Source organism: Streptomyces lothianensis, from assembly GCF_047779955.1.
Classification (GTDB): domain Bacteria; phylum Actinomycetota; class Actinomycetes; order Streptomycetales; family Streptomycetaceae; genus Streptomyces.
Genome location: NZ_JBLMKT010000027.1, coordinates 96151 through 116559 on the forward strand (window position 1 = coordinate 96151; position 20409 = coordinate 116559).

The 20409-nt window shown below is 68.4% G+C and carries 15 protein-coding genes; 5 read left to right on the top strand and 10 right to left on the bottom strand.

The features are described from left to right. Window positions 1-10: 10 nt before the first annotated feature. Entirely contained in the window at window positions 11-382 is a 372-nt protein-coding gene (locus tag ACLF6P_RS07525; protein ID WP_415949052.1) for a PIN domain-containing protein, read from the top strand. 80 nt (window positions 383-462) lie between these two features. On the opposite strand, the gene dxs is transcribed toward ACLF6P_RS07525, so the two are convergent. The 8 genes from dxs to ngcE all read right to left on the bottom strand — a co-directional run bounded on the left by dxs (window position 463) and on the right by ngcE (window position 11057). After that, window positions 463-2385, bottom strand: coding sequence for a 1-deoxy-D-xylulose-5-phosphate synthase (gene dxs / locus ACLF6P_RS07530; RefSeq protein WP_415949053.1), 1923 nt, complete (start codon window positions 2383-2385; stop codon window positions 463-465). Window positions 2386-2569: 184 nt separating this feature from the next. Continuing rightward, window positions 2570-3970, bottom strand: a complete 1401-nt coding sequence (locus ACLF6P_RS07535; protein WP_415949054.1) for a sugar ABC transporter permease — start codon at window positions 3968-3970, stop codon at window positions 2570-2572. Beyond that, window positions 3967-4746, bottom strand: coding sequence for an ATP-binding cassette domain-containing protein (locus tag ACLF6P_RS07540; RefSeq protein ID WP_415949055.1), 780 nt, complete (start codon window positions 4744-4746; stop codon window positions 3967-3969). The genes ACLF6P_RS07535 and ACLF6P_RS07540 overlap by 4 nt, the downstream gene beginning before the upstream one ends. 290 nt (window positions 4747-5036) lie before the next feature. Beyond that, window positions 5037-6131 (bottom strand): substrate-binding domain-containing protein, encoded by a 1095-nt coding sequence (locus tag ACLF6P_RS07545; protein WP_415949056.1) that lies wholly within the window; start codon window positions 6129-6131, stop codon window positions 5037-5039. 121 nt (window positions 6132-6252) lie between these two features. Continuing rightward, window positions 6253-7500, bottom strand: coding sequence for an ROK family transcriptional regulator (locus ACLF6P_RS07550; protein ID WP_415949057.1), 1248 nt, complete (start codon window positions 7498-7500; stop codon window positions 6253-6255). A gap of 215 nt (window positions 7501-7715) precedes the next feature. Next, a complete protein-coding gene (locus ACLF6P_RS07555) occupies window positions 7716-8591 on the bottom strand; it encodes a carbohydrate ABC transporter permease (protein WP_415949058.1) in 876 nt (291 codons plus the stop codon). Continuing rightward, complete coding sequence (locus tag ACLF6P_RS07560) at window positions 8588-9643, bottom strand: carbohydrate ABC transporter permease (RefSeq protein WP_415949059.1); 1056 nt, start codon at window positions 9641-9643, stop codon at window positions 8588-8590. Before ACLF6P_RS07560 ends, ACLF6P_RS07555 begins: the two co-directional genes overlap by 4 nt. A 7-nt stretch (window positions 9644-9650) precedes the next feature. Next, window positions 9651-11057, bottom strand: a complete 1407-nt coding sequence (gene ngcE, locus ACLF6P_RS07565) for an N-acetylglucosamine/diacetylchitobiose ABC transporter substrate-binding protein (protein WP_415949060.1) — start codon at window positions 11055-11057, stop codon at window positions 9651-9653. 997 nt (window positions 11058-12054) lie between these two features. Here ngcE and ACLF6P_RS07570 point away from each other — a divergent pair. The 4 genes from ACLF6P_RS07570 to ACLF6P_RS07585 all read left to right on the top strand — a co-directional run bounded on the left by ACLF6P_RS07570 (window position 12055) and on the right by ACLF6P_RS07585 (window position 15973). After that, window positions 12055-12561 (top strand): hypothetical protein, encoded by a 507-nt coding sequence (locus tag ACLF6P_RS07570; RefSeq protein WP_415949061.1) that lies wholly within the window; start codon window positions 12055-12057, stop codon window positions 12559-12561. Between the two features lie 236 nt (window positions 12562-12797). Next, entirely contained in the window at window positions 12798-14510 is a 1713-nt protein-coding gene (locus ACLF6P_RS07575) for a VanW family protein (protein ID WP_415949155.1), read from the top strand. A gap of 141 nt (window positions 14511-14651) precedes the next feature. Further along, window positions 14652-15044, top strand: coding sequence for a VOC family protein (locus ACLF6P_RS07580; RefSeq protein ID WP_415949062.1), 393 nt, complete (start codon window positions 14652-14654; stop codon window positions 15042-15044). Window positions 15045-15277: 233 nt separating this feature from the next. After that, complete coding sequence (locus tag ACLF6P_RS07585) at window positions 15278-15973, top strand: ester cyclase (protein WP_415949063.1); 696 nt, start codon at window positions 15278-15280, stop codon at window positions 15971-15973. Between the two features lie 144 nt (window positions 15974-16117). Here ACLF6P_RS07585 and acnA read toward each other — a convergent pair whose 3' ends face one another. Further along, window positions 16118-18835, bottom strand: a complete 2718-nt coding sequence (gene acnA / locus ACLF6P_RS07590; RefSeq protein WP_415949064.1) for an aconitate hydratase AcnA — start codon at window positions 18833-18835, stop codon at window positions 16118-16120. A 258-nt stretch (window positions 18836-19093) separates the two neighbouring features. Continuing rightward, a complete protein-coding gene (locus tag ACLF6P_RS07595) occupies window positions 19094-20320 on the bottom strand; it encodes a MalY/PatB family protein (protein WP_415949065.1) in 1227 nt (408 codons plus the stop codon). Window positions 20321-20409: the final 89 nt, after the last annotated feature.

A 20409-nucleotide genomic window follows, 5' to 3' on the forward strand; every position in this document is an offset into this window, starting at 1 on the left:
GGCTGTCCGGATGCGATCCGCCCTGCTTCTGATCGTCGACGGCGCGAACGTCGTCGGCTCCCGCCCCGACGGCTGGTGGCGCGACCGCAGGGCCGCCGCCGAGCGGCTGCGGGACGCGCTGGTTGCGTACGCCGAGGAGGGTGTGCCGGGCGAGTTCGACGGGCCGCTCGACATCGTGCTGGTCGTCGAGGGCAAGGCGCGTGGCGTCGAGTCGGTGCCGGGGGTACGGGTGGACGAGGCGCCCGGCAGTGGGGACGACCGGATGGTGGAGCTGGCCGCCGAGGCGGGCGGCGCCTGTGTGGTGGTCACCGCGGACCGGGAACTGCGCAGCCGGGTGGCTGCGTCGGGGGCGCGGTGTGTGGGGCCGCGGGCCGTGTACTGAGCGTGAGCGGTCCACGCGTACGGCCCCGTATGTCCCCCGCGTCTTCACGGAGCGGGACATACGGGGCCGTGTGGTCGCGGTCAGTCGCGCGCAGGCTCCGCGGCCGGGGCCGTACGGCTTTCGAAGCGGCCGTCCAGCTTGGAGACGAGCCCGGTGACCTGGCGGGCGACATCCGGCGCGGTCAGCCCGATCTCGGCCATGACCTCCTTGCGGGAGGCGTGGTCGAGGAAGCGCGGCGGGATGCCGAAGTCGCGCAGCGGCACGTCGACGCCCGCGTCGCGCAGCGCCTGGGCGATGGCGGAGCCGACGCCGCCCGCCCGGCCGTTGTCCTCGACGGTGACGACGACGCGGTGCCGCTCGGCGAGCGGGGCGAGCGCCTCGTCGACGGGCTTGACCCAGCGGGGGTCGACCACGGTGGTGGAGATGCCCTGCTTGTCGAGGAGGTCGGCGATCTCCAGGCACATGGGTGCCAGGGCGCCCACGGAGACGAGCAGGACGTCCGGCCGGTCCGTGCCCGCCTCGCGCAGCAGGTCCATGCCGCCGACCTTGCCCACCTCGGGCACGGCCGGGCCGACCAGGCCCTTGGAGAAGCGCACCACGGTCGGCGCGTCGTCGACGTCGACGGCCTCGCGCAGCTGCGCGCGCAGCTGCTGGGCATCGCGGGGCGCGGCGAGCCTGAGGCCCGGCACGCACTGCAGGATCGACATGTCCCACATGCCGTTGTGCGAGGCACCGTCCGTTCCGGTGACACCGGCCCGGTCGAGCACGAAGGTGACGCCGCACTTGTGCAGGGCCACGTCCATGAGGAGCTGGTCGAAGGCGCGGTTGAGGAAGGTCGCGTACACGGCGAAGACCGGGTGCAGTCCGCCGGTGGCGAGCCCGGCGGCGGAGACCGCGCCGTGCTGCTCGGCGATGCCCACGTCGAAGATCCGGTCCGGGAAGGCCTTCTCGAACTTCTTCAGACCGACCGGCTGCAGCATCGCGGCGGTGATCGCCACGATGTCCTTGCGCTCCCGGCCCAGCTCGACCATCTCGTCGCCGAAGACGCTGGTCCAGTCGGCCCCGGAGGCGGCGACCGGCAGCCCGGTGTCGGGGTGAATGACGCCGACGGCGTGAAAGCGGTCGGCCTCGTCCTGGACGGCGGGCTGGTAGCCGCGGCCCTTCTCGGTGAGGCAGTGCACGATCACCGGGCCGCCGAAGCGCTTGGCGCGCTGCAGCGCCGATTCGAGGGCCTGGATGTCGTGCCCGTCGATCGGTCCGACGTACTTGAGGCCGAGGTCCTCGAACATGCCCTGCGGGGCGATGAAGTCCTTCAGGCCCTTCTTGGCGCCGTGCAGCGTCTCGTAGAGCGGGCGGCCGACGACGGGGGTCTTCTCCAGTACTTCCTTCGTACGGGAGAGGAAACGCTCGTAGCCGTCCGTCGTCCGCAGGGTCGCGAGGTGGTCCGCGAGGCCGCCGATGGTGGGGGCGTACGAACGCTCGTTGTCGTTGACGACGATCACGAGCGGGCGGTCCTTGGCGGCGGCGATGTTGTTCAGCGCCTCCCAGGCCATGCCGCCGGTGAGCGCGCCGTCACCGATCACCGCGACGACGTGGTCGTCCTTGCCGAGCACCTGGTTGGCCTTGGCGAGGCCGTCCGCCCAGCCGAGGACGGTGGAGGCGTGGCTGTTCTCGATGACGTCGTGCTCGGACTCGGCTCGCGAGGGGTAGCCGGAGAGGCCGCCCTTGGCGCGCAGCTTCGAGAAGTCCTGGCGGCCGGTGAGCAGCTTGTGCACATAGCTCTGGTGGCCGGTGTCGAGCAGCACCCTGTCCCTGGGGGATTCGAAGACGCGGTGCAGAGCGATGGTGAGCTCGACGACTCCGAGGTTCGGACCGAGGTGGCCGCCGGTCTTGGAGACCGCGTCGACGAGGAAGGTCCGGATCTCGGCGGCCAGCTGGTCCAGCTGCTCATGGCTGAGCCGGTCCAGGTCGCGCGGCCCCTTGATACGGGTCAGCAAGCCCACCCGTGCCTCCTAGCGTGTTATTCGGTTCGGCAGAGCTGTTCGAGCGTTGCCGGGTCTGTCGAGTCTAATGTTCCGCTCGCGGATGGCGCCGCCGGGTGTGTCACCCGTTCGGAGGACGGGTGACCATATGGACGCACCGGAGCCCGGCACCCGCATCGGGCGCCGGGCTCCGGCAGGCAGGTCGTTAGGCGCGACCGGAGGACTTCTGCGTACGGCGGGAGACCGAGTCGAGCACGACCGCGCCGAGCAGCACCGCGCCCGTGATCATGTACTGCATGGCCTGGCTGGAGCTGCCGTTCATGTACAGGCCCGTGATGATCGACTGGATCACCAGGATGCCGAGCAGCGCCGACCAGGGCGTACCGCGGCCACCGAAGAGGCTGGTGCCGCCGATCACGGCCGCCGCGATCACCAGCGGCAGGGTGTTGCCGCCGCCGAGCGTGGAGTCGGCCACACCGGACTGCGAGGCGACGAAGAGGCCGCCGAGGCCCGCGAGGAAGCCGGAGGTGGTGAAGACGGAGATCCGGATCCAGGCCACGTTGATACCGGCACGGCGTGCGGCCTCGATGCCGCCGCCGACCGCGAAGACCTGCCGGCCGTAGTTGGTGCGGCGCAGCACATAGCTGGCGAGGACGACGATGCCGACGAAGATCGTGATGCCGAGCGGCAGGCCCTTGTACTGGTTGTAGACCCAGGCGGCCGCGAACAGCACGGCGGAGAGCACGCCCGTGCGCAGCACGATCTCGGGCATCTGCCGGTGCGGCAGGTCCACGGCCTTGCGGCGGGCTCGCTCACGCAGCGCGGTGAGGAGGATCCCGGCCGCGCCGACGGCGGCCAGGCCGTACGCGACGGCGATGTCCTCGAAGTAGTAGTTGTTCAGCGTGTGGACGACGCCGTCGGAGAGGTTGTTCAGGCTGAGGGTGTCGCCGAGGACGTGCAGTTGCAGGCCCTGCCAGCCGAGCATGCCGGCCAGCGTCACCACGAAGGCCGGTACGCCGATCTTGGCGAAGAAGAAGCCGTGGACAGCGCCGATCGCGGCGGCCGCGAGCAGGCCCAGCAGCACCGCGAGCCCCTCGTTCACGCCTTGCTTGATCGCGAGCACCGAGCTGATCGCCGCGGTCACACCCGCAACCGACCCGACCGACAGATCGATCTCCCCGAGCAGCAGCACGAACACGATGCCGACGGAGATCAGGCCGGGGCCGACGATGTACTGGGAGATGTTGGAGAGGTTGTTCGGGTCGAGGAAGCGCCCGGTGGTGAACTCGAAGATGCCCCAGATGATGATGAGGCCGCAGACCACCGGAACGGCACCGAGTTCGCCGCCGCGTATCTTGCGCTTGAACTCGCCCAGGTAGCCGGCGAAGCCCTGCTCGCGGACGAGCAGGCGGGGGTCGACGGCGGGGTCGGCCCCGGGGGCGGCGCCGTTGCCGCCGGTCTGTGCCGTGGCGGTGGGCGTCTTCGATCCGGCGGTGGCCGCATTGGGTTCGGCGGTGGCCGCATTCGGTTCGGCGGTGGTCGTCTGCTGTGCGGGGACGGTGGCCTCGGCGTCCCTCGTGGCCTTGTCCTTGTCGAGGTTGCTCACTTCGCTGCCTCCGCGCTGCGCGCCTTGCGACGGGTCACGGCGTTGTCCGTGGCGCCGGTGATCGCGGCGATGATCTCTTCCTGGCTGGTTCCCGCCACCGGGAACACCCCGTTGTTGCGGCCGAGCCGCAGCACTGCAACCTCGTCGGCCACGGCCTTCACATCGGCCATGTTGTGGCTGATGAGGATGACCGCGTGGCCGCGCTCGCGCAGCCGCTCGACGAGGTCGAGGACCTGCGCGGTCTGCTCGACGCCGAGGGCGGCGGTGGGCTCGTCGAGGATGACGAGTTCGGGGTCGCCGACCAGGGCGCGGGCGATGGCCACGACCTGGCGCTGGCCGCCGGAGAGCGAGGCGATCGGAATACGGACGCTGGGGATACGGATCGACAGGGTGTCGAGCAGTTCCTTGGCGCGCTTCTCCATCGCGACTTCGTCGAGCACCTTGGCGCGGCCCAGCTCGCGGCCGAGGAACAGGTTCGCGACGACGTCCAGGTTGTCGCACAGGGCGAGGTCCTGGTAAACGGTCGCGATGCCCAGTTCCTGGGCGTCGTGCGGGCGCTGGATGGAGACGGGCCTGCCGCCCCACTCGATGACGCCTTCGTCCACCGGGTGCACCCCGGCGATGGTCTTGACCAGGGTCGACTTGCCGGCGCCGTTGTCACCGACGAGGGCGACCACCTTCCCGGCATGGACCTCGAGTTCGACGTCGGTGAGCGCCTGTACAGCACCGAAGCGCTTGGAGACGCCGCGCAACGCCAGTACGGGCGCAGCGGACATGTTGAACCATCTCCCTCGGCTCGTACGCGCTGCTCGGCAGCGTACGGCCGGATGAATCGTGCGGGTTGAGGGGGCAGTCGGGCGCCGGCTTGGGCCTGTGCGCGCGCTGCGGGCCGGCTGCCGCGTGCGGCGGCAGCGGGGCGAAGGAGGGGGTGCGTACGGCGGACCCGGCCCCGCAGCGGGGTTGATTCCGGGACCGGGGCCGCCGTACTGGTCCGGCCGGGCGGCCGATCCGGGGGCCGGTCGCCTCGCGGGCCGACCGCCCCGGGACCGGGCGTCCTGGGCGCGTGCTAGCTGATGCCGGCGTCCGCGCAGGCCTGCTTGAAGTCCGCCGTGCAGATCTCGGAGACCTTGTACAGCTCGTCCGCGATGACGGTGTCCTTGATGTTGGCCTTGGTGATGACCTGGGCGTCGATCAGCGCGGCCGGGATGCCCTTGTCACTGGGGCTGTCGATCGTGCCGGTGGTCAGGGAGTCGATCGCCTCGCCCTTGAGCAGCTTGACCGCGATCTCGGCGGTGAGGTCGGCCTCGGGCTTGTACGGCTTGTAGATCGTGAAGGCCTGGGTGCCCTTCAGGATCCGCTGGATACCGGCGAGTTCGGCGTCCTGACCGCCGACCGGCTTGCCCGTGATGCCGGCCGAATCGAGCGCGGCGATGATGCCGCCGGCCATGCCGTCGTTGGCGGAGTAGACCGCGTCGAAGCCGTCCTTGCCGAGCTGGGTGATGGCGGTGCCCATCGCTTGACCGGCCTTGGCCGGATCCCACTCACCGGTCTGCTCGTATACGACCTTGCCGACCTGCTCGTCGAGCACCGAGTGGGCGCCCTTCTTGAACAGGCCCGCGTTCGGGTCGGACTCCTTGCCGTTGATCATGACGACGTTGGCGTCCTTCGCCTTGTCGCCCAGTGCCTTGACGATGCCTTCGCCCTGCAGCCGGCCGATCTTCTCGTTGTCGAACGAGACGTAGGCGGAGACCGGGCCCTCGGCGAGACGGTCGTAGGCGACGACCTTGATGCCCTTGGCGTCCGCGGCCTTCACCCACTCCTTGGTGGCGCCGGAGTCGACCGAGTCGAGGATGATGACCTTGACGCCGGAAGCGACCAGGTCGTCGAACTGCTGCTTCTGGGTGGAGACGTTCTCGCCGGCGTTCTTGTAGTCGATCTTGCACTCGCCGCAGAGTTCCTTGACCTTCTTCTCGATCAGCGGCTTGTCGAAGGACTCGTAGCGGGTGGTCTTGGACTCGGGGAGCAGCAGACCGATGGTCTTGCCGTCCCCGCCCTTGTCACCGGCGTCGTCGCCATCGCCGGCCTTGCCGCAGGCGGCGAGGGCGAGGGTCATGGATACCGCGGCCGTACCTATGACGACGCGGCGCGTCATTGCGTTCATGAAGGGTGCCTCCCTGACGAGGCCGCGTCGTTGCGGCCGAGGTGGCAGTGAGTCAACTCGGCCCCGTTGTCAGCGTCAAGGAGTAAATACTTAACGAGATGACAACGGTGCCATTCGTTCTCTAAGTGAAGACAGGGGTCGGCGCCTGGGGCAGCTCGCCCTCGCCCGCCGAAGTCGGTGCGGAGGGTACGGGCGGCACGGAGGGTGCGATCAGGGTCGAGTCGCCCACCTCGCTGAGCGCGAGCGCGAGCGCCCCAAGCACCTCCGCACGGCCGCCCAGCGCCCCGGGAAGTACGGAGAGTTGACGGGCGGCGCTGGGAATGGCGTAGCGCCCCACCGACTCGCGGATGGGGGTGAGGACCAGCTCGCCGGACTCGGCGAGGTCGCCGCCCAGCACGACCCGTGAGGGGTTCAGCAGATTGCAGAGGTTGGCGACCCCGCTGCCGATGTGCCGCCCCACATCCGAGATGACGCGTCGGCAGCCCGGATCGCCCTCGCGGGCGAGCGCGACCACCTTGTCCATGGTCAGGTCCGGGCCGTGCGTCGAGTGCAGCAGCGGCAGTACGTAGCGGGCGGCGGCGAAGGTCTCCAGGCAGCCGCGGTTGCCGCAGCGGCAGACCGGTCCGGACTCGTCGAGCGTGATGTGCCCGATCTCGCCGGCGGTGCCGCCGGGGCCGCGGTAGATCTCCCCGTTGATCACGAGCCCGGCACCGACCCCGCCGGCGACCTTGATGTACGCGAGGTCCTTGACCCCGCGTCCGCTCCCCCAGACCAGCTCGCCGAGCGCGCCCAGGTTCGCGTCGTTGTCGACGGAGACGGGCACACCGAGGCGCTCGGACAGCTCCTGGGCGGGGGCGATGCCCTGCCAGCCCGGCAGGATCGAGGTCGAGCCGAGGGTGCCGGACTCCACGTCGATGGGGCCGGGGACGCCCAGGCCGACGCCCGCCACCTTCGCGCGGTCCACGCCGGTTGCCTCGATCAGCCTGCCGACCAGGGCTTCCGCCCGGTCGAAGCCCTGGGCGGACGAGGCGTCCACGTCGAGCGGCTCGGATTCCTCGGCGAGCACCTGGTGGGCGAGGTTGCCGATGGCGACGCGCAGATGCGTATGCCCGAAATCGACCCCGACGACCAGACCCGCGTCGCCGCTGAGCGAGACGCTGCGGGCGCGGCGGCCGCCCGCAGATGTGGGCGTGACCTCGACGGTTCCGCCGTCTTTGAGCTCGCGCACGATATTGGAGACCGTGGCCGCGGAAAGGCCCGTCGTCCTGGCGATCTCCGCCTGCGTGAGTGAGCCTGCCATCCGCACGGCCCGCACGACCCGCTCGAGATTGGCCCGGTGCAGCGACGACTGCGACCCCGGAGTCTGCACGACGACCTCCTTGCCGGGGCCGCGGCGTCATTGCAGCCCCCCGACTCTCTCCAACTTATGAACTCTAAGCTGAGCCCGAGGGGTCATCCCACGTCAAGCCCTTGAGATAAAAGCGAGAGGGAACACTCCGCTGCGGCCACGGCCGCGGCTCCTGAAACGCGACTGCCCGCAGAGGGCGACAAGGTCGGCCTCTGCGGGCAGTCGGACAGCAGGTGTCAGCGGAAGGTGCCCTGTGACACCGAACCGGCGATCCGGCGCTGGAAGATGCCGTATACGAGCAGGACGGGCACCACCGTGACCACGATCGCCGCGAACAGCGCGCCGTAGTCGACGTCGTAGACCTGCGAGGACGCGTAGGCGGCCATGCCCTGGGTCAGGACCCACATGTCCTGGTCGGTGTTGAGCGCCACAGGCAGCAGGAACTGGTTCCACAGCCCCAGGAAGTTGAAGATCGCCACCGCGGCCATCCCTGGACTGGCCATCGGCAGCATGACCTGGAAGAACGCCCGCCAGTCACCGGCACCGTCGATCAGCGCGGCCTCATAGACGTCATGCGGCAGCGACCGGAAGAACGAGTAGAGGAAGAACACCGTGAACGGCAGCGCGAACGCGACGTAGGTGAGGATCAGCCCCAGGCGTGTGTTCAGCAGCCCGAAGTTCTGCAGCTGGAAGAACAGCGGCACGATCGCCAGGAAGACCGGGAAGGTCAGTCCGGCCAGCATCGTGTAGTAGATCAGCCGGCGTCCGGGGAACTGGAACCGGGCCAGGATGTAGGCGCACATGGAGCCGAGCAGCATGACCAGGAACAGGGCGCTGACGACTACGATCACCGAGTTCAGGAAGTACTTCCCGATGTTCGCGTCCGTCCACGCGTTCGCGTAGTTCTCGAACCTCCAGTGGTCCGGGAGCGAGAACGGCGACGAGAGGATCTCTCCGGTCGACTTGAACGACGACATCAGTACCCACAGCATGGGCACGATCACGATCACGGACCAGATGACCAGCAAGGTGTGCGAGAGCGCAGCGAACCTGCGGTCGCTGCTCGCGGTGACTCTGACCAGTTTCCGGTCGGCGGCTACGGCGCTGCTCACCGAGCACCTCCCTTGGCTTCGGCACGCCGAGCCTTGGACCCACGCGCGTTCTCATTTCTCTCGCCACCGCCGGTCAGCCGGTTGACGGCGAACACCAGCGCCGCGAACACCAGGGTGACGGCGGCGAGGACGACACCCATCGCGGTGGCGTATCCGAACTGCTGCTTCGCGAAAGCGACGTTGTACAGCCGCTGACTGATCGTCAGGGTCGAGTTGCCGGGACCGCCGCCCGGCAGCATCGCCTGGACGTAGACGAACGCGTCGAGCGCGGCGATGCCCAGGTAGATGTACGCCGTCTGCACACTGTCCCGGATCGCCGGCAGGGTGACCGAGATCGTGGTCCGCAGGCGCCCGGCCCCGTCGATCCTGGCCGCTTCGTACAGCTCTCCGGGAACTCCCTTGATCGCGGCGATGAAGAGCACCGCGTAGAACCCGACGAGCCCCCAGACGAAGACGAACATCAGGGACGGCATGGCGGTGGCCTGCTCGCCCAGCCAGGCGAACGACTCGAAGCCGTCGAGACCGACCGTGGTGAGGAAGCCGTTGAGCAGTCCCGCGTTCGGGTCGAACATCTGCGCCCAGATCAGGCCGACGATGATCGCCGGCACGACGTAGGGGAAGAACGAGATGATCCGGTAGAACGACGCTGCGCGGATCCCCCGGACGGGTCCCTTGCTCGGCCCGCCCAGGGTGATGGCCACCGCGACACCGAGGGCGAGCGTCAGCGTCACCAGCGGAACGACGGCCGCGAGGAGCACGACGTTGCGCAACGCCTTCAGGAAGATGTCGTCCTGGAACATCTTGATGAAGTTGTCGAAGCCGACGAAGTTGTACTCCGGGCTGAAGCCGCGCCAGTCCGTCATCGCCCAGTAGATCGCCTGGACGAACGGCATCAGGACGAAGGTGACGAAGACGGCCAGGGGTATGCCGAGGAACGCGAGGAAGAACGTCACCCGGTCGAAGGTGAGCTTGCGGCGCCGGAGGCGCCCCCCGCGAGCGGCCGACTCGAGCCGGCCGCTCGCGGGTTCGGTTTTGGTGATCGTGTCACTCATCGCGCTGCTAGCTGACCTTGATCTTCTCGATGGAGTCGTCTTCCCGGATCTTGTCGGAGATCTTCTGGAGGGCCGAGGTCAGGCCCTTGCCGTCGATGTCGCCGGAGAGGAACGAGTTCCACGGCACCAGCTGGTCGGTGTTCATGCCGTAGGTCTCGACGAACTTGTAGTTGAAGATGCTCTCGCCCGCGGCCTCGAGCATCGTCGTCTGCGAGACGAGGGCTGTGGAGCCGTAGCCGTCGGCGGGCACGGTCCCCTTGACGATCGTCGGGGCCAGCTTCGTCCTGGAGAAGTTGGCGGCCGCCTCCGCGGACAGCATCGCCCGCAGGACCTCCTTGCCGCCGGCCGGGTTCTTGCCCTGCTTGGGAACGATGAACGGCTCGCCCGCGGCCGCGCGGAGCGCCCCGTAAGGGAGCTTCGACTTGTCCGTGAGCGTCATCGACGGGAAACCGGTCATCTGGAAGTCGGCCTTGGTGGCGTCCTTCATCTCGTTCTCGATCCATCCACCGGACGGGTAGAGCAGCGCCTTCTGGTCGTTGCTCCAGATCGCCTGCGCCTTCTGGAACTGCGTGCCGGAGCCGCCGGGGACGAACATCTTCTCCTTGACCATGGTCTCCATGGCCTTGATGACTCCCTGGATCGCCGGATGCGACCAGCAGCCCTTCTCCAGGTTCTCCAGCGCGAGCCGGACCTCGTCACCGCCCTCCTTGATCGCCGAGTCGATCAGGAGCGTCCGGTAGTAGGTCGCCGCCTCCTTGCCGTGGACGAAGAGGTACTTGCCCTTCTTCTTCGCCGCCTGGCCGAGGTCGATCGCCTCGTCCCACGTCTTCGGCGGGGTCCAGCCGTTCGCCTCGAACAGGGTCTTGGAGTACCAGACTCCGTACACCGTCATCACATAGTTGAGTGCGACGAACTTGTCCTTGAAGGTGCCGGGGGCCTTGACGCCGGGGTAGACGATGTCGGCGATCTTCTTGCCCTCGTAGGTGTTGGCCTCGAAGACGTCGTCGAGCTCCTCGAGCTGGTCGAGAATGCCCAGGAAGCCGATCTGGTCCTCGCCGGAGTTGTCGATGAGGTCCGGCGGGTTGCCCCCGACGAAGCGGGGCTGGAGCTGCGGGCCGATGTCGACGACCGGGTTGACGTCGACCTTGACCCCGGCGACCTGGGACCCGATGAGCGTGTTGACGAACTCGACGTAGTCGACGCCGTAGCCGCCGTCGAAGATGGCCGCCTCGACCTTGGAGTTCTTGGCGACGCCGAACGGGTTCTTGGCCGACTTCTCACCCTTCGGGCCACCGTCGCCGTTGCCCCCGGAGGAGGGAGAGCCACAGGCGGTCGCCATCGATGCCGCGGCGGCTGCGGCGATCGCCCCGCGCAGGAAGGCCCGCCTGTCGAAAGACCCCATACGAGTCGTCATCTCTGCATCCTCACTGATCGATTCGATCTTCGTGGAATTCACTGCGTGGTCGGCCTTCTGGGCCAGGTCGGCGATGCGCTGACCGCACCTGCCTGCGAGCGCGGCTTCGAGTGGGTCTCCGCGTGGAACACGCCGAGCGTGGATCCCGTACTCAAGTCCTCGCTCCCTCCTGGACTCAGGCGGTGCAGTGGAATCCACTGGCGCCCGCGAACAGATGAAGCTCCAAGTGCTGATGGATCTGTTGAAGTGGGTGAATTGTTGACGCCTGAAGGTTCTGGGCCCTTACCGCACCTTTCCCACTCCCGCCTCGCACCCGCATCCGCATCCGCGGGAAGCTCGGACGCCGACAGGTATAGTCCACTCCCCTTCAAGTGGGCAAGATCAAAGGCAAGTTTGGGCGCCAGTCTTTCCTGAGTTGAGACCTCGGGGGGCACACGGCGCTCCGGGAAACCAGCGCCGGACGGTAGATCCGCGGTGCCGCCCGGAACATCCCATCAGCAAACCTGGAACCATTGATGCCGCCGTACACTTGGCCCCTTGGTGTACCCATGCGATCACGCCGGCAACCTACCGGGCTGCGGGGATGACTGCTTCCAGGTGGCTCTCGTCGCGCCCGACATCGTGACGGGGATCCGAGCATGACGAAGACGGCAGCGTCATCGCCGTAGAACTGTGGCGTGCCGATGGGGCGTGGGCACGTGCCGACGACGGCTGGGCACAGCAAGCCGGGGGCCCTGCTGCTGTGGGACGCGGTGGGGGCCGCGCACCGGCTGTACGTCGAGCACGACCGGCCCAGCCGGAAGCACTTCGGCGTGAGCCCTGCCGCCCGGCGCCGACTCATCCGGCTCGACACTCCACCGGCTCGACACTCCGACCCGGCCCGTACCTCGCGCCGACACCAGGGCCTGAGACGACCACCGGGCGAACCGACCGTACAGTCGTGCCAACCGACGCACCCAGGGGCGTCGGTGTTCAACTGCACGGGAGGAGCAGTTCGTTGGCGGGCATACCAACACAGAGAAATGACGTTGCACGGACCTGGGGCATCCTCGGGGCGATCCTCGGCGTCCCGCTCCTCCTCTTCCTCCTGGTGCTGTATCTGGCGCCGGACCGGAACATCGGCTGTGGACCGCCCTGCGACGGATCGATGGCGAAGGAGGGAACCACGGTCACCTACGACGACGGGCTCCAGGTGACCGTCTCGCGGGCGCGCTGGCTGAAGAAGGACTTCACCGTGCGGATGGTCATCACCTTCCGCAACACCGGCGACCGTCCCGTAACGCCGGATCACCTGAGCATCGTGGCATCCGACCAGGAAAAGAGCCTGCCGATGGACTGGCACAGTCCCAGGACCCTCGAGGCCATACCGCCGGACACCGCCATCGAAGTCGAGTACACCCTCCGGGTCGACGATGCGAGCGGCCACGGGCCGCTCAGGATCGGGACCGCTCCGGGGGACGCGTACGAGCGGGCACGCTGGTCTGTTCGCATCCCCGGTGAATAGGGGCGGGCAGGCGACAGCGAGGGCGAGGCGGTCGGCGCGACAGACAGGAGTGCCGCTTATAGGGTGAATAATCCCGGTTCCGAGTTGTCGGCCCCAAGGAGCTCCCTGTGTCGCACCCGGACTTCCCCCAGGCCCCCGAACCCGGTCCCGAGCCCGAGCCCGAGCCCGAGCCCGCCCCCGAGAAGGGGCCGGATTCCGGCTCGCGGCGTCCGGGACGGGGGCGAATACGGCGGCCCGTGCTCTACGCCGCAGGGGGTGCGGTCGTCGTGCTGGGCGGGCTGTATGTGGCCGGGCTGGTGGCCGAAGGGGACGGGATACCGGACGGGACCACCGTCGAGGGCGTGCCGCTGGGTGGGCTCAGCGCCGGGGAGGCGCGGGAGCGGCTGGTGGAGGAGCGCGGGGAGGCGTGGGCGGCGCCGCTGGACGTACGGATCGGGGATCAGGTCGCCGAGATCGATCCAGGTGAGGCCGGGCTGAGCGTCGATGCCGCCGCGACCGTCGCACAGGCGGAGGGGAGCGAGGCGAATCCGGTGGCGGTGATCGCCGGGCTGTTCGGAGACCGGGGGCGTGAGATCGAGCCCGTGGTTCGGGTGGACGAGGGCAAGGCCGAGGCCGCGGTCAGTGCGCTGGCACAGGAGTACGACCGGAGCGCGCGGGACGGGGCTGTCGGCTTCGAGGAAGGGAAGCCTGAGGTCACGCAGGCACGGACCGGGATCGAGTTGGACGTCGAGGGTTCGGTCGACGCCTTGGGTTCGGCGTTTCCGGCCGAGGGGGCGGTGCGGTTGCCGGGCACGGAGACCGAACCGAAGGTCGGTGCGGCCGAAGTGCGGCGCGCCGTCGAGCAGTTCGCCGGGCCCGCGATGTCCGGTCCCGTCACTCTCTCCGTAGGCGACAGCGAGATCCGGATGACGCCTGCCGCTCTGGGACGGCATCTCAGTCTCGTCGCGGATGAGCAGGGCAGGCTCACGCCGGAGCTGGACGCCCAAGGGCTGATGAAGGATTCCGAGGTGGCGGGGCAGCTCGAGGAGGCGACCGGCCCGCCCGTGGACGCGAAGCTCCGGGTCGAGGCCGGCGGGAAGGTCGTCGTCGCGGAGGAGGGCAGGCCCGGGCGTGAGGTGAAGCCCGGTGCCCTTCAGAAGGCCGTGCTGCCGCTGCTCACCAAGGAGGGTGCGGCCGCACGCAGCGGAACCGTGGCCACCGTAAACACGGAGCCCGAGCTGACCTCCCGGAGCGTCGAGGCGCTCGGGATCGAGGAGCAGGTGTCGACGTTCACCGTGGAGTTCGACGCGGCTCCGTATCGCACCGTCAACATCGGCCGGGCCGCCGAGCTGATCAACGGTTCGCTGGTGAAGGACGGCGAGGAGTGGTCGTTCAACCGTACGGTCGGTGAGCGCACCAAGGAGAACGGCTTCACCGACGGGACCATGATCCTGAACGGGCGCTACTACAGCGCGCCCGGCGGCGGAGTCTCCGCCGTGGCGACGACCATGTTCAACGCGATGTTCTTCGCCGGGGTCAAGCCGGTGGAGTACGGAGCGCACTCGTTCTACATCGAACGCTATCCCGAGGGCCGCGAGGCCACCGTCGCGTGGGGCACGCTCGATCTGCGCTGGCAGAACGACTCGGGGAACGCCATCTACGTACAGGCCTCCGCCACGGACACCACCGTCACCATCACCTTCCTCGGCACGAAGAAGTACGACGAGGTGAAGGCGGTGAAGGGCCCGCGCACCAACATCACCCAGCCCGAGAAGATCGAGGGCAAGGGCGAGAAGTGCGTGCCGCAGCCGCCGTACGTGGGCTTCGACGTCGAGGTCGACCGGGTGCTGGTGAACGACGGAAAGGAGGTCGGGCGCAAGACCTTCCGTACGCATTACACGCCACGGAACGAGATCACCTGCGTGCCGGAGGAGAAGGAGGAGAACAAGAAGGAGGAGCAGGAGGAGTAGGAGCAGGAAGAGGAGCAAACTGGCTGAAAAGGCTTCGACAGGTTCCCTGCCTGCCACCTAGGCTTCCGGGCAGCATCGCGTGTCGGTCACCGTCTGGGTGAGGCATGGAGGTGCCGGAGTTTGCCTTGGAGGCATTCAACCTTGTCAGTGCAGTTCAACCACACCATCATCGCGTCGAAGGACGCACGGGAGTCCGCCGAGTTCCTCGCGGAGCTCCTCGGTCTCGAAGTCGGCGCCCCTTGGGGGCCGTTCGTCCCCGTCGTACTCGACAACGGCGTGACGCTCGATTTCGCCGAGACCCCCGATGGACAGACGCCGCTGCAGCACTACGCGTTCCTCGTCTCGGAGGACGTCTTCGATGCCGCGTACCGGAAGATTTCCGAGCGCGGCATGGAGCACTGGGCGGATCCGCACCGGCGTCATCCCGGTGAGTACAACACCAACGACGGCGGGAAGGGTGTCTACTTCCTCGATCCGTCGGGGCATGCGCTGGAGATCCTGACCGTGCCGTACGGCGGCTGGCCGAAGCAGTAGCCCGGACGGACGGCCAGAAGGGCCGCACCCCTCGCGACAGCAGGCGTGCGGCCCTTCTGCCGTGACGGCGGCGCAGGGCTTCAGGAGAGCAGGGCTTCAGGAGACCTGCCGCCCGCGCCACGACTGGCCGCTCACCTCGCCCAGGCCTAGCCTGGAATTGACCCCTCGCCCAGGCCTGGCCTGGCCTGGCCTGGCCTGGAAGTGTCCCGGAGTCTTCGACGCTGGGAGGCGTCATGACATTCATGCAGGTCATCGACTGCAAGACGAGCAGTCCCGAAGAGCTGAACCGGTTGATGGACGACTGGGTCGTAGCCACTCAGGGCAAGCGCACAGCCACCCACTCGATCGTGGGGCGGGACCGCGCCGACTCCACTCACGTGGTCGAGATCGTGGAGTTTCCCTCGTACGAGGAGGCGATGAAGAACTCGAACCTGCCCGAGACCGACCGGATCTTCCGGGAGATGGTGGCCCTGTGCCAGGGCGAGCCTTCCTTCACCGATCTCGACGTCGTGCGGGACGAGCAGCTGAACAAGATCATGGTCCGCAGCTTCTTCGAGGATGTGGTCAATGCGAGAAACATCGACGCGGCGGACGCACTGTGTACCGAGGACTACCGGGAGCACGACCCGGCCATGTCGTCGTACGACCTGGGGCTCGCGCAGGCCAAGGCTGAGAACGCGGAGATGGCAGCGGCATTCGAATCGGTGGTCACCATCGACAGTCTGGTGGCCGAGGGCGACACGGTCTGCGCGCGGATATCGTTCACGGGGCGCCATGTGGGCCCGTACCAGGACATGGAGCCCACCGGCCGGGAGTTCTCGGGGACCGGTCACGCGACCTTCCGGTGCGAGGGCGGCAAGATCGCGGAGACCTGGTGGAACCTGGACGACCTCGGCCTGCTGCAGCAGCTCGGTGCGATCGAAGTCTGATCCACATCAACGGTCTCAGAGCGATTCAACGGTCTCAGATCGATCGAATGCGAGCACGGTCTCAGGCGGCGCCTTCCGTACCGTCGAACGCGAGCGCCCCGCCCCTGCGCGAGACACAGGGGCGGGGCGCTCGTTCACGTCGGGTCAGGAACCGGCGAGTCCGCGCAGCACGTACTGCATGATGCCGCCGTTGCGGTAGTAGTCCGCCTCACCGGGGGTGTCGATACGGACGACCGCGTCGAACTCGACGCCCGTGTCGGTGGTGACCTTGACCGTCTCCGGGGTGGTGCCCTCGTTGAGCTCCGTGATGCCGGAGATCGAGAAGGTCTCCTCGCCGGTCAGGCCGAGCGAGTCGGCCGACTGGCCGGCCGGGAACTGCAGCGGCAGGACGCCCATGCCGATGAGGTTCGAGCGGTGGATGCGCTCGTACGACTCGGTGATGACGGCCTTGACGCCGAGCAGCGCGGTGCCCTTGGCGGCCCAGTCGCGGGACGAGCCGGAGCCGTACTCCTTGCCGCCCAGGATGACCAGCGGGGTGCCGGCGGCCTGGTAGTTCTGCGAGGCGTCGTAGATGAACGACACCGGCTTGTCGGCCTTGGTGAAGTCGCGGGTGAAGCCGCCCTCGGTGCCCGGCGCGATCTGGTTGCGCAGGCGGATGTTGGCGAACGTGCCGCGGATCATGACCTCGTGGTTGCCTCGGCGCGAGCCGTAGGAGTTGAAGTCACGACGGGCCACACCGTGCTCGGTGAGGTACTGGCCGGCCGGGGTGTCGGCCTTGATCGCACCGGCCGGGGAGATGTGGTCGGTGGTGACCGAGTCGCCCAGCTTGGCGAGGACGCGGGCGCCCTCGATGTCGGAGACCGGGGTGGTCTCCATCGTCATGCCCTCGAAGTACGGGGGCTTGCGGACGTAGGTGGACTCGGCGTCCCACTCGAAGGTGTTGCCGGTCGGGATCGACAGCGCCTGCCACTGGGCGTCACCGGCGAACACGTCCTCGTAGGACTTCGAGAACATGTCCTCGCCGATGGCGTTGGCGACGACGTCGTTGACCTCGGCCTCGGTCGGCCAGATGTCCTTGAGGAAGACCGGGTTGCCGTCCTGGTCGGTGCCGAGGGCTTCCTCGGTGATGTTGACCTTCATCGAGCCGGCGAGGGCGTACGCGACGACCAGCGGCGGGGACGCCAGGTAGTTCATCTTGACGTCGGGGTTGATGCGGCCCTCGAAGTTGCGGTTGCCGGAGAGGACCGAGGTGACGGCGAGGTCGTGGTCGTTGACGGCCTTCGAGACCTCCTCGGGCAGCGGGCCCGAGTTGCCGATGCAGGTGGTGCAGCCGTAGCCGACCAGGTTGAAGCCGACCTTGTCGAGGTACGGGGTGAGGCCCGCCTTGTCGAAGTAGTCGGTGACGACCTTGGAGCCCGGGGCGAGGGTGGTCTTGACCCAGGGCTTGCGGGTCAGGCCCTTCTCGACGGCCTTCTTCGCGACGAGCGCGGCGGCGACCATCACGTACGGGTTCGAGGTGTTGGTGCAGGAGGTGATCGCGGCGACGGTGACGGCGCCGTGGTCGATCTCGTAGGTGGAGCCGTCGGGGGCGGTCACGGTGACCGGCTTCGACGGGCCGCCGTTGGGGTGGTTCACCGGGGCGTCGGAGGCCGGGAAGGACTCCAGGCCCGCCTCGTCGGCGGTGTCCACGTAGTTGAGGACGTCCGTCTTGAACTGCTCGGCGGCGTTCGCGAGGACGATGCGGTCCTGCGGGCGCTTCGGTCCGGCGATCGACGGGACGACCGTGGACAGGTCCAGCTCGAGCTTCTCGGAGAAGTCGGGCTCGGCGGCCGGGTCCAGCCAGAGGCCCTGCTCCTTGGCGTAGGCCTCGACGAGCGCGACCTGCTGCTCGGAGCGGCCGGTGAGCTTCAGGTAGTTCAGGGTCTCGCCGTCGATCGGGAAGATCGCGGCGGTGGAGCCGAACTCGGGCGACATGTTGCCGATGGTGGCGCGGTTCGCGAGCGAGGTGGCGGCGACGCCCTCACCGTAGAACTCGACGAACTTGCCGACGACACCGTGCTTGCGCAGCATCTCGGTGATCGTGAGCACCAGGTCGGTGGCGGTGGTGCCGGGCTTCAGCTCGCCGGTCAGCTTGAAGCCGACGACGCGCGGGATGAGCATCGAGACCGGCTGGCCGAGCATCGCGGCCTCGGCCTCGATGCCGCCGACGCCCCAGCCCAGGACGCCCAGGCCGTTGACCATCGTGGTGTGCGAGTCGGTGCCGACGAGGGTGTCGGGGTAGGCCTGGCCGTTACGGACCATGACCGTACGGGCCAGGTGCTCGATGTTGACCTGGTGGACGATGCCGGTGCCCGGCGGGACGACCTTGAAGTCGTCGAAGGCGGTCTGGCCCCAGCGCAGGAACTGGTAGCGCTCCTTGTTGCGGCCGTACTCCAGCTCCACGTTCTGCGCGAACGCGTCGTTGGTGCCGAACTTGTCGGCGATGACCGAGTGGTCGATGACCATCTCGGCCGGCGAGAGCGGGTTGATCTTGTTCGGGTCGCCGCCGAGCTCCTTGACGGCCTCGCGCATGGTGGCGAGGTCCACGACACAGGGCACGCCGGTGAAGTCCTGCATGATCACACGGGCGGGCGTGAACTGGATCTCCTGCGCGGGCTGCGCCTGGGAGTCCCAGTTGCCGAGGGCGCGGATGTGGTCGGCGGTGATGTTCGCGCCGTCCTCGGTCCTGAGCAGGTTCTCCAGGAGAACCTTGAGGCTGTAGGGAAGGCGTGCGGAGCCCTCGACCTTGTCCAGCTTGAAGATCTCGTACGACTCGTCGCCCACGCGCAGCGTGCTGCGGGCGTCGAAGCTGTTCGCCGACACGACAGTCTCCTTCATATGTGTGCGCGTTCCCACCGCATCCTGCCGCCATGACCTGAGCCCGATCCGCTAAGGTAGGGCTAAGTTAGGCAAGCCTTACCGGTTCGGCCGGGGTGGCGGCTGCGGCACGCCTCGGCAGATATCTCGATGTCGAGATAACTCTAGTACATGACCGCGGCCTGGTCATGCTCAGGCCTGTTGCACTGATCACGTGCGGGCCGCCCGGGGCTCGGCGGCCGCCTGCCCCGGTCGGCCAGTCGGTCACCTGCCCCGGATGGCGCGTCCCATCCTGGTCAGCGCCTCCCGGAGCACCGCTGGTGAGGTGGCGAAGTTCAGCCGGACATGACCTGCGCCGCCAGTTCCGAAGACATGGCCCGAGCTGAGAGCGACCCGTGCGTCATCGAGGAACATCTTCGCCGGTCCGGCCAGTTCGGAGACGATGCCCGGGCTGTCGAGCGGGCGCCGCTCGTGCAGGTCGAGCGCTGTGCAGTCGAGCCAGGCAAGATACGTACCCTCCGGGCGCAGCCAGCGCACGCCCGGCAGATGCTCCTCGATCAGCTTGCCGAGGAGGTCCCGGTTGGCGTCGAGCCCCGCGATCAGCTCGTCGAGCCAGCCGCCGCCCTCGCGGAACGCGGCCGTATGGGCGATGACGCCCAGATGGCTGGGGCCATGGCTCACCTCCTCCGGCAGCCCCGCGAGATCGGCGGCGGCCTCCGGTCCCGCGACGGCGAGGGCCGCCTTGAGGCCCGCGAGATTCCAGGCCTTGGAGGCCGAGGTGAGCGCGAAGGCGTTCTCGGCACCGGGGACACTCAGATACGGGGTGAAGACGGCGCCCGGCAGGACCAGGGGTGCGTGGATCTCGTCCGATACGACGCGTACGCCGTGCCGGCGGGCCAGTTCCGCGACGGTCTCCAGCTCCTGGCGGGTGTGCACCACGCCGGTCGGGTTGTGCGGATTGCTCATCAGGAACGCGGCGCCGCGGCCGCCTTGGCGTGCACGGCGGAACGCCTCCTCCAGGGCGGCGGGGTCGATGCGGCCGTTCCGGTCGAGGGGGGCTTCGAGGACCTCGCGGGCGTCATGTCCCACAAAGGCGTAGAAGGGTGGATATACGGGTGAACAGACCACGACCGCGTCGCCGGGGCGGGTGATCAGGCGGAGGATCTCGACGATGCCGAGCATCACGTCCGGCACGATCGCGGTGCGCTCGACGGCGAGTCCGTCCCACGACCAGCGGTCGGCGGCGAAGGCGGCCAGAGCGTGGGCGTATCCGTCACCTTGTGCGTATCCGGTGTCGCCGAGGTCGACCGCCTCGCGCAGCGCTTCCGCGATCGGCGGGGCGAGGGGCACGTCCATCTCGGCGACCCACAGGGGCAGGACGTCCTCGGCGTGGGTTCGCCATTTCGCGCTGGTGCGGCGGCGGAGTTGGTCCAGGGTGAGCTGGACCAGGGGGTCGGTGCGGAGGGCTTCTGTTGCCTCGTCGGTCGCCATCGGGCCAGGAGATCCGATGGTTGGGGAGAGGTCAATGCGTCTGCCCACAGCCGGGTCAGAGGAAGAGGCGGCTGGCGCCGGCCGCACCG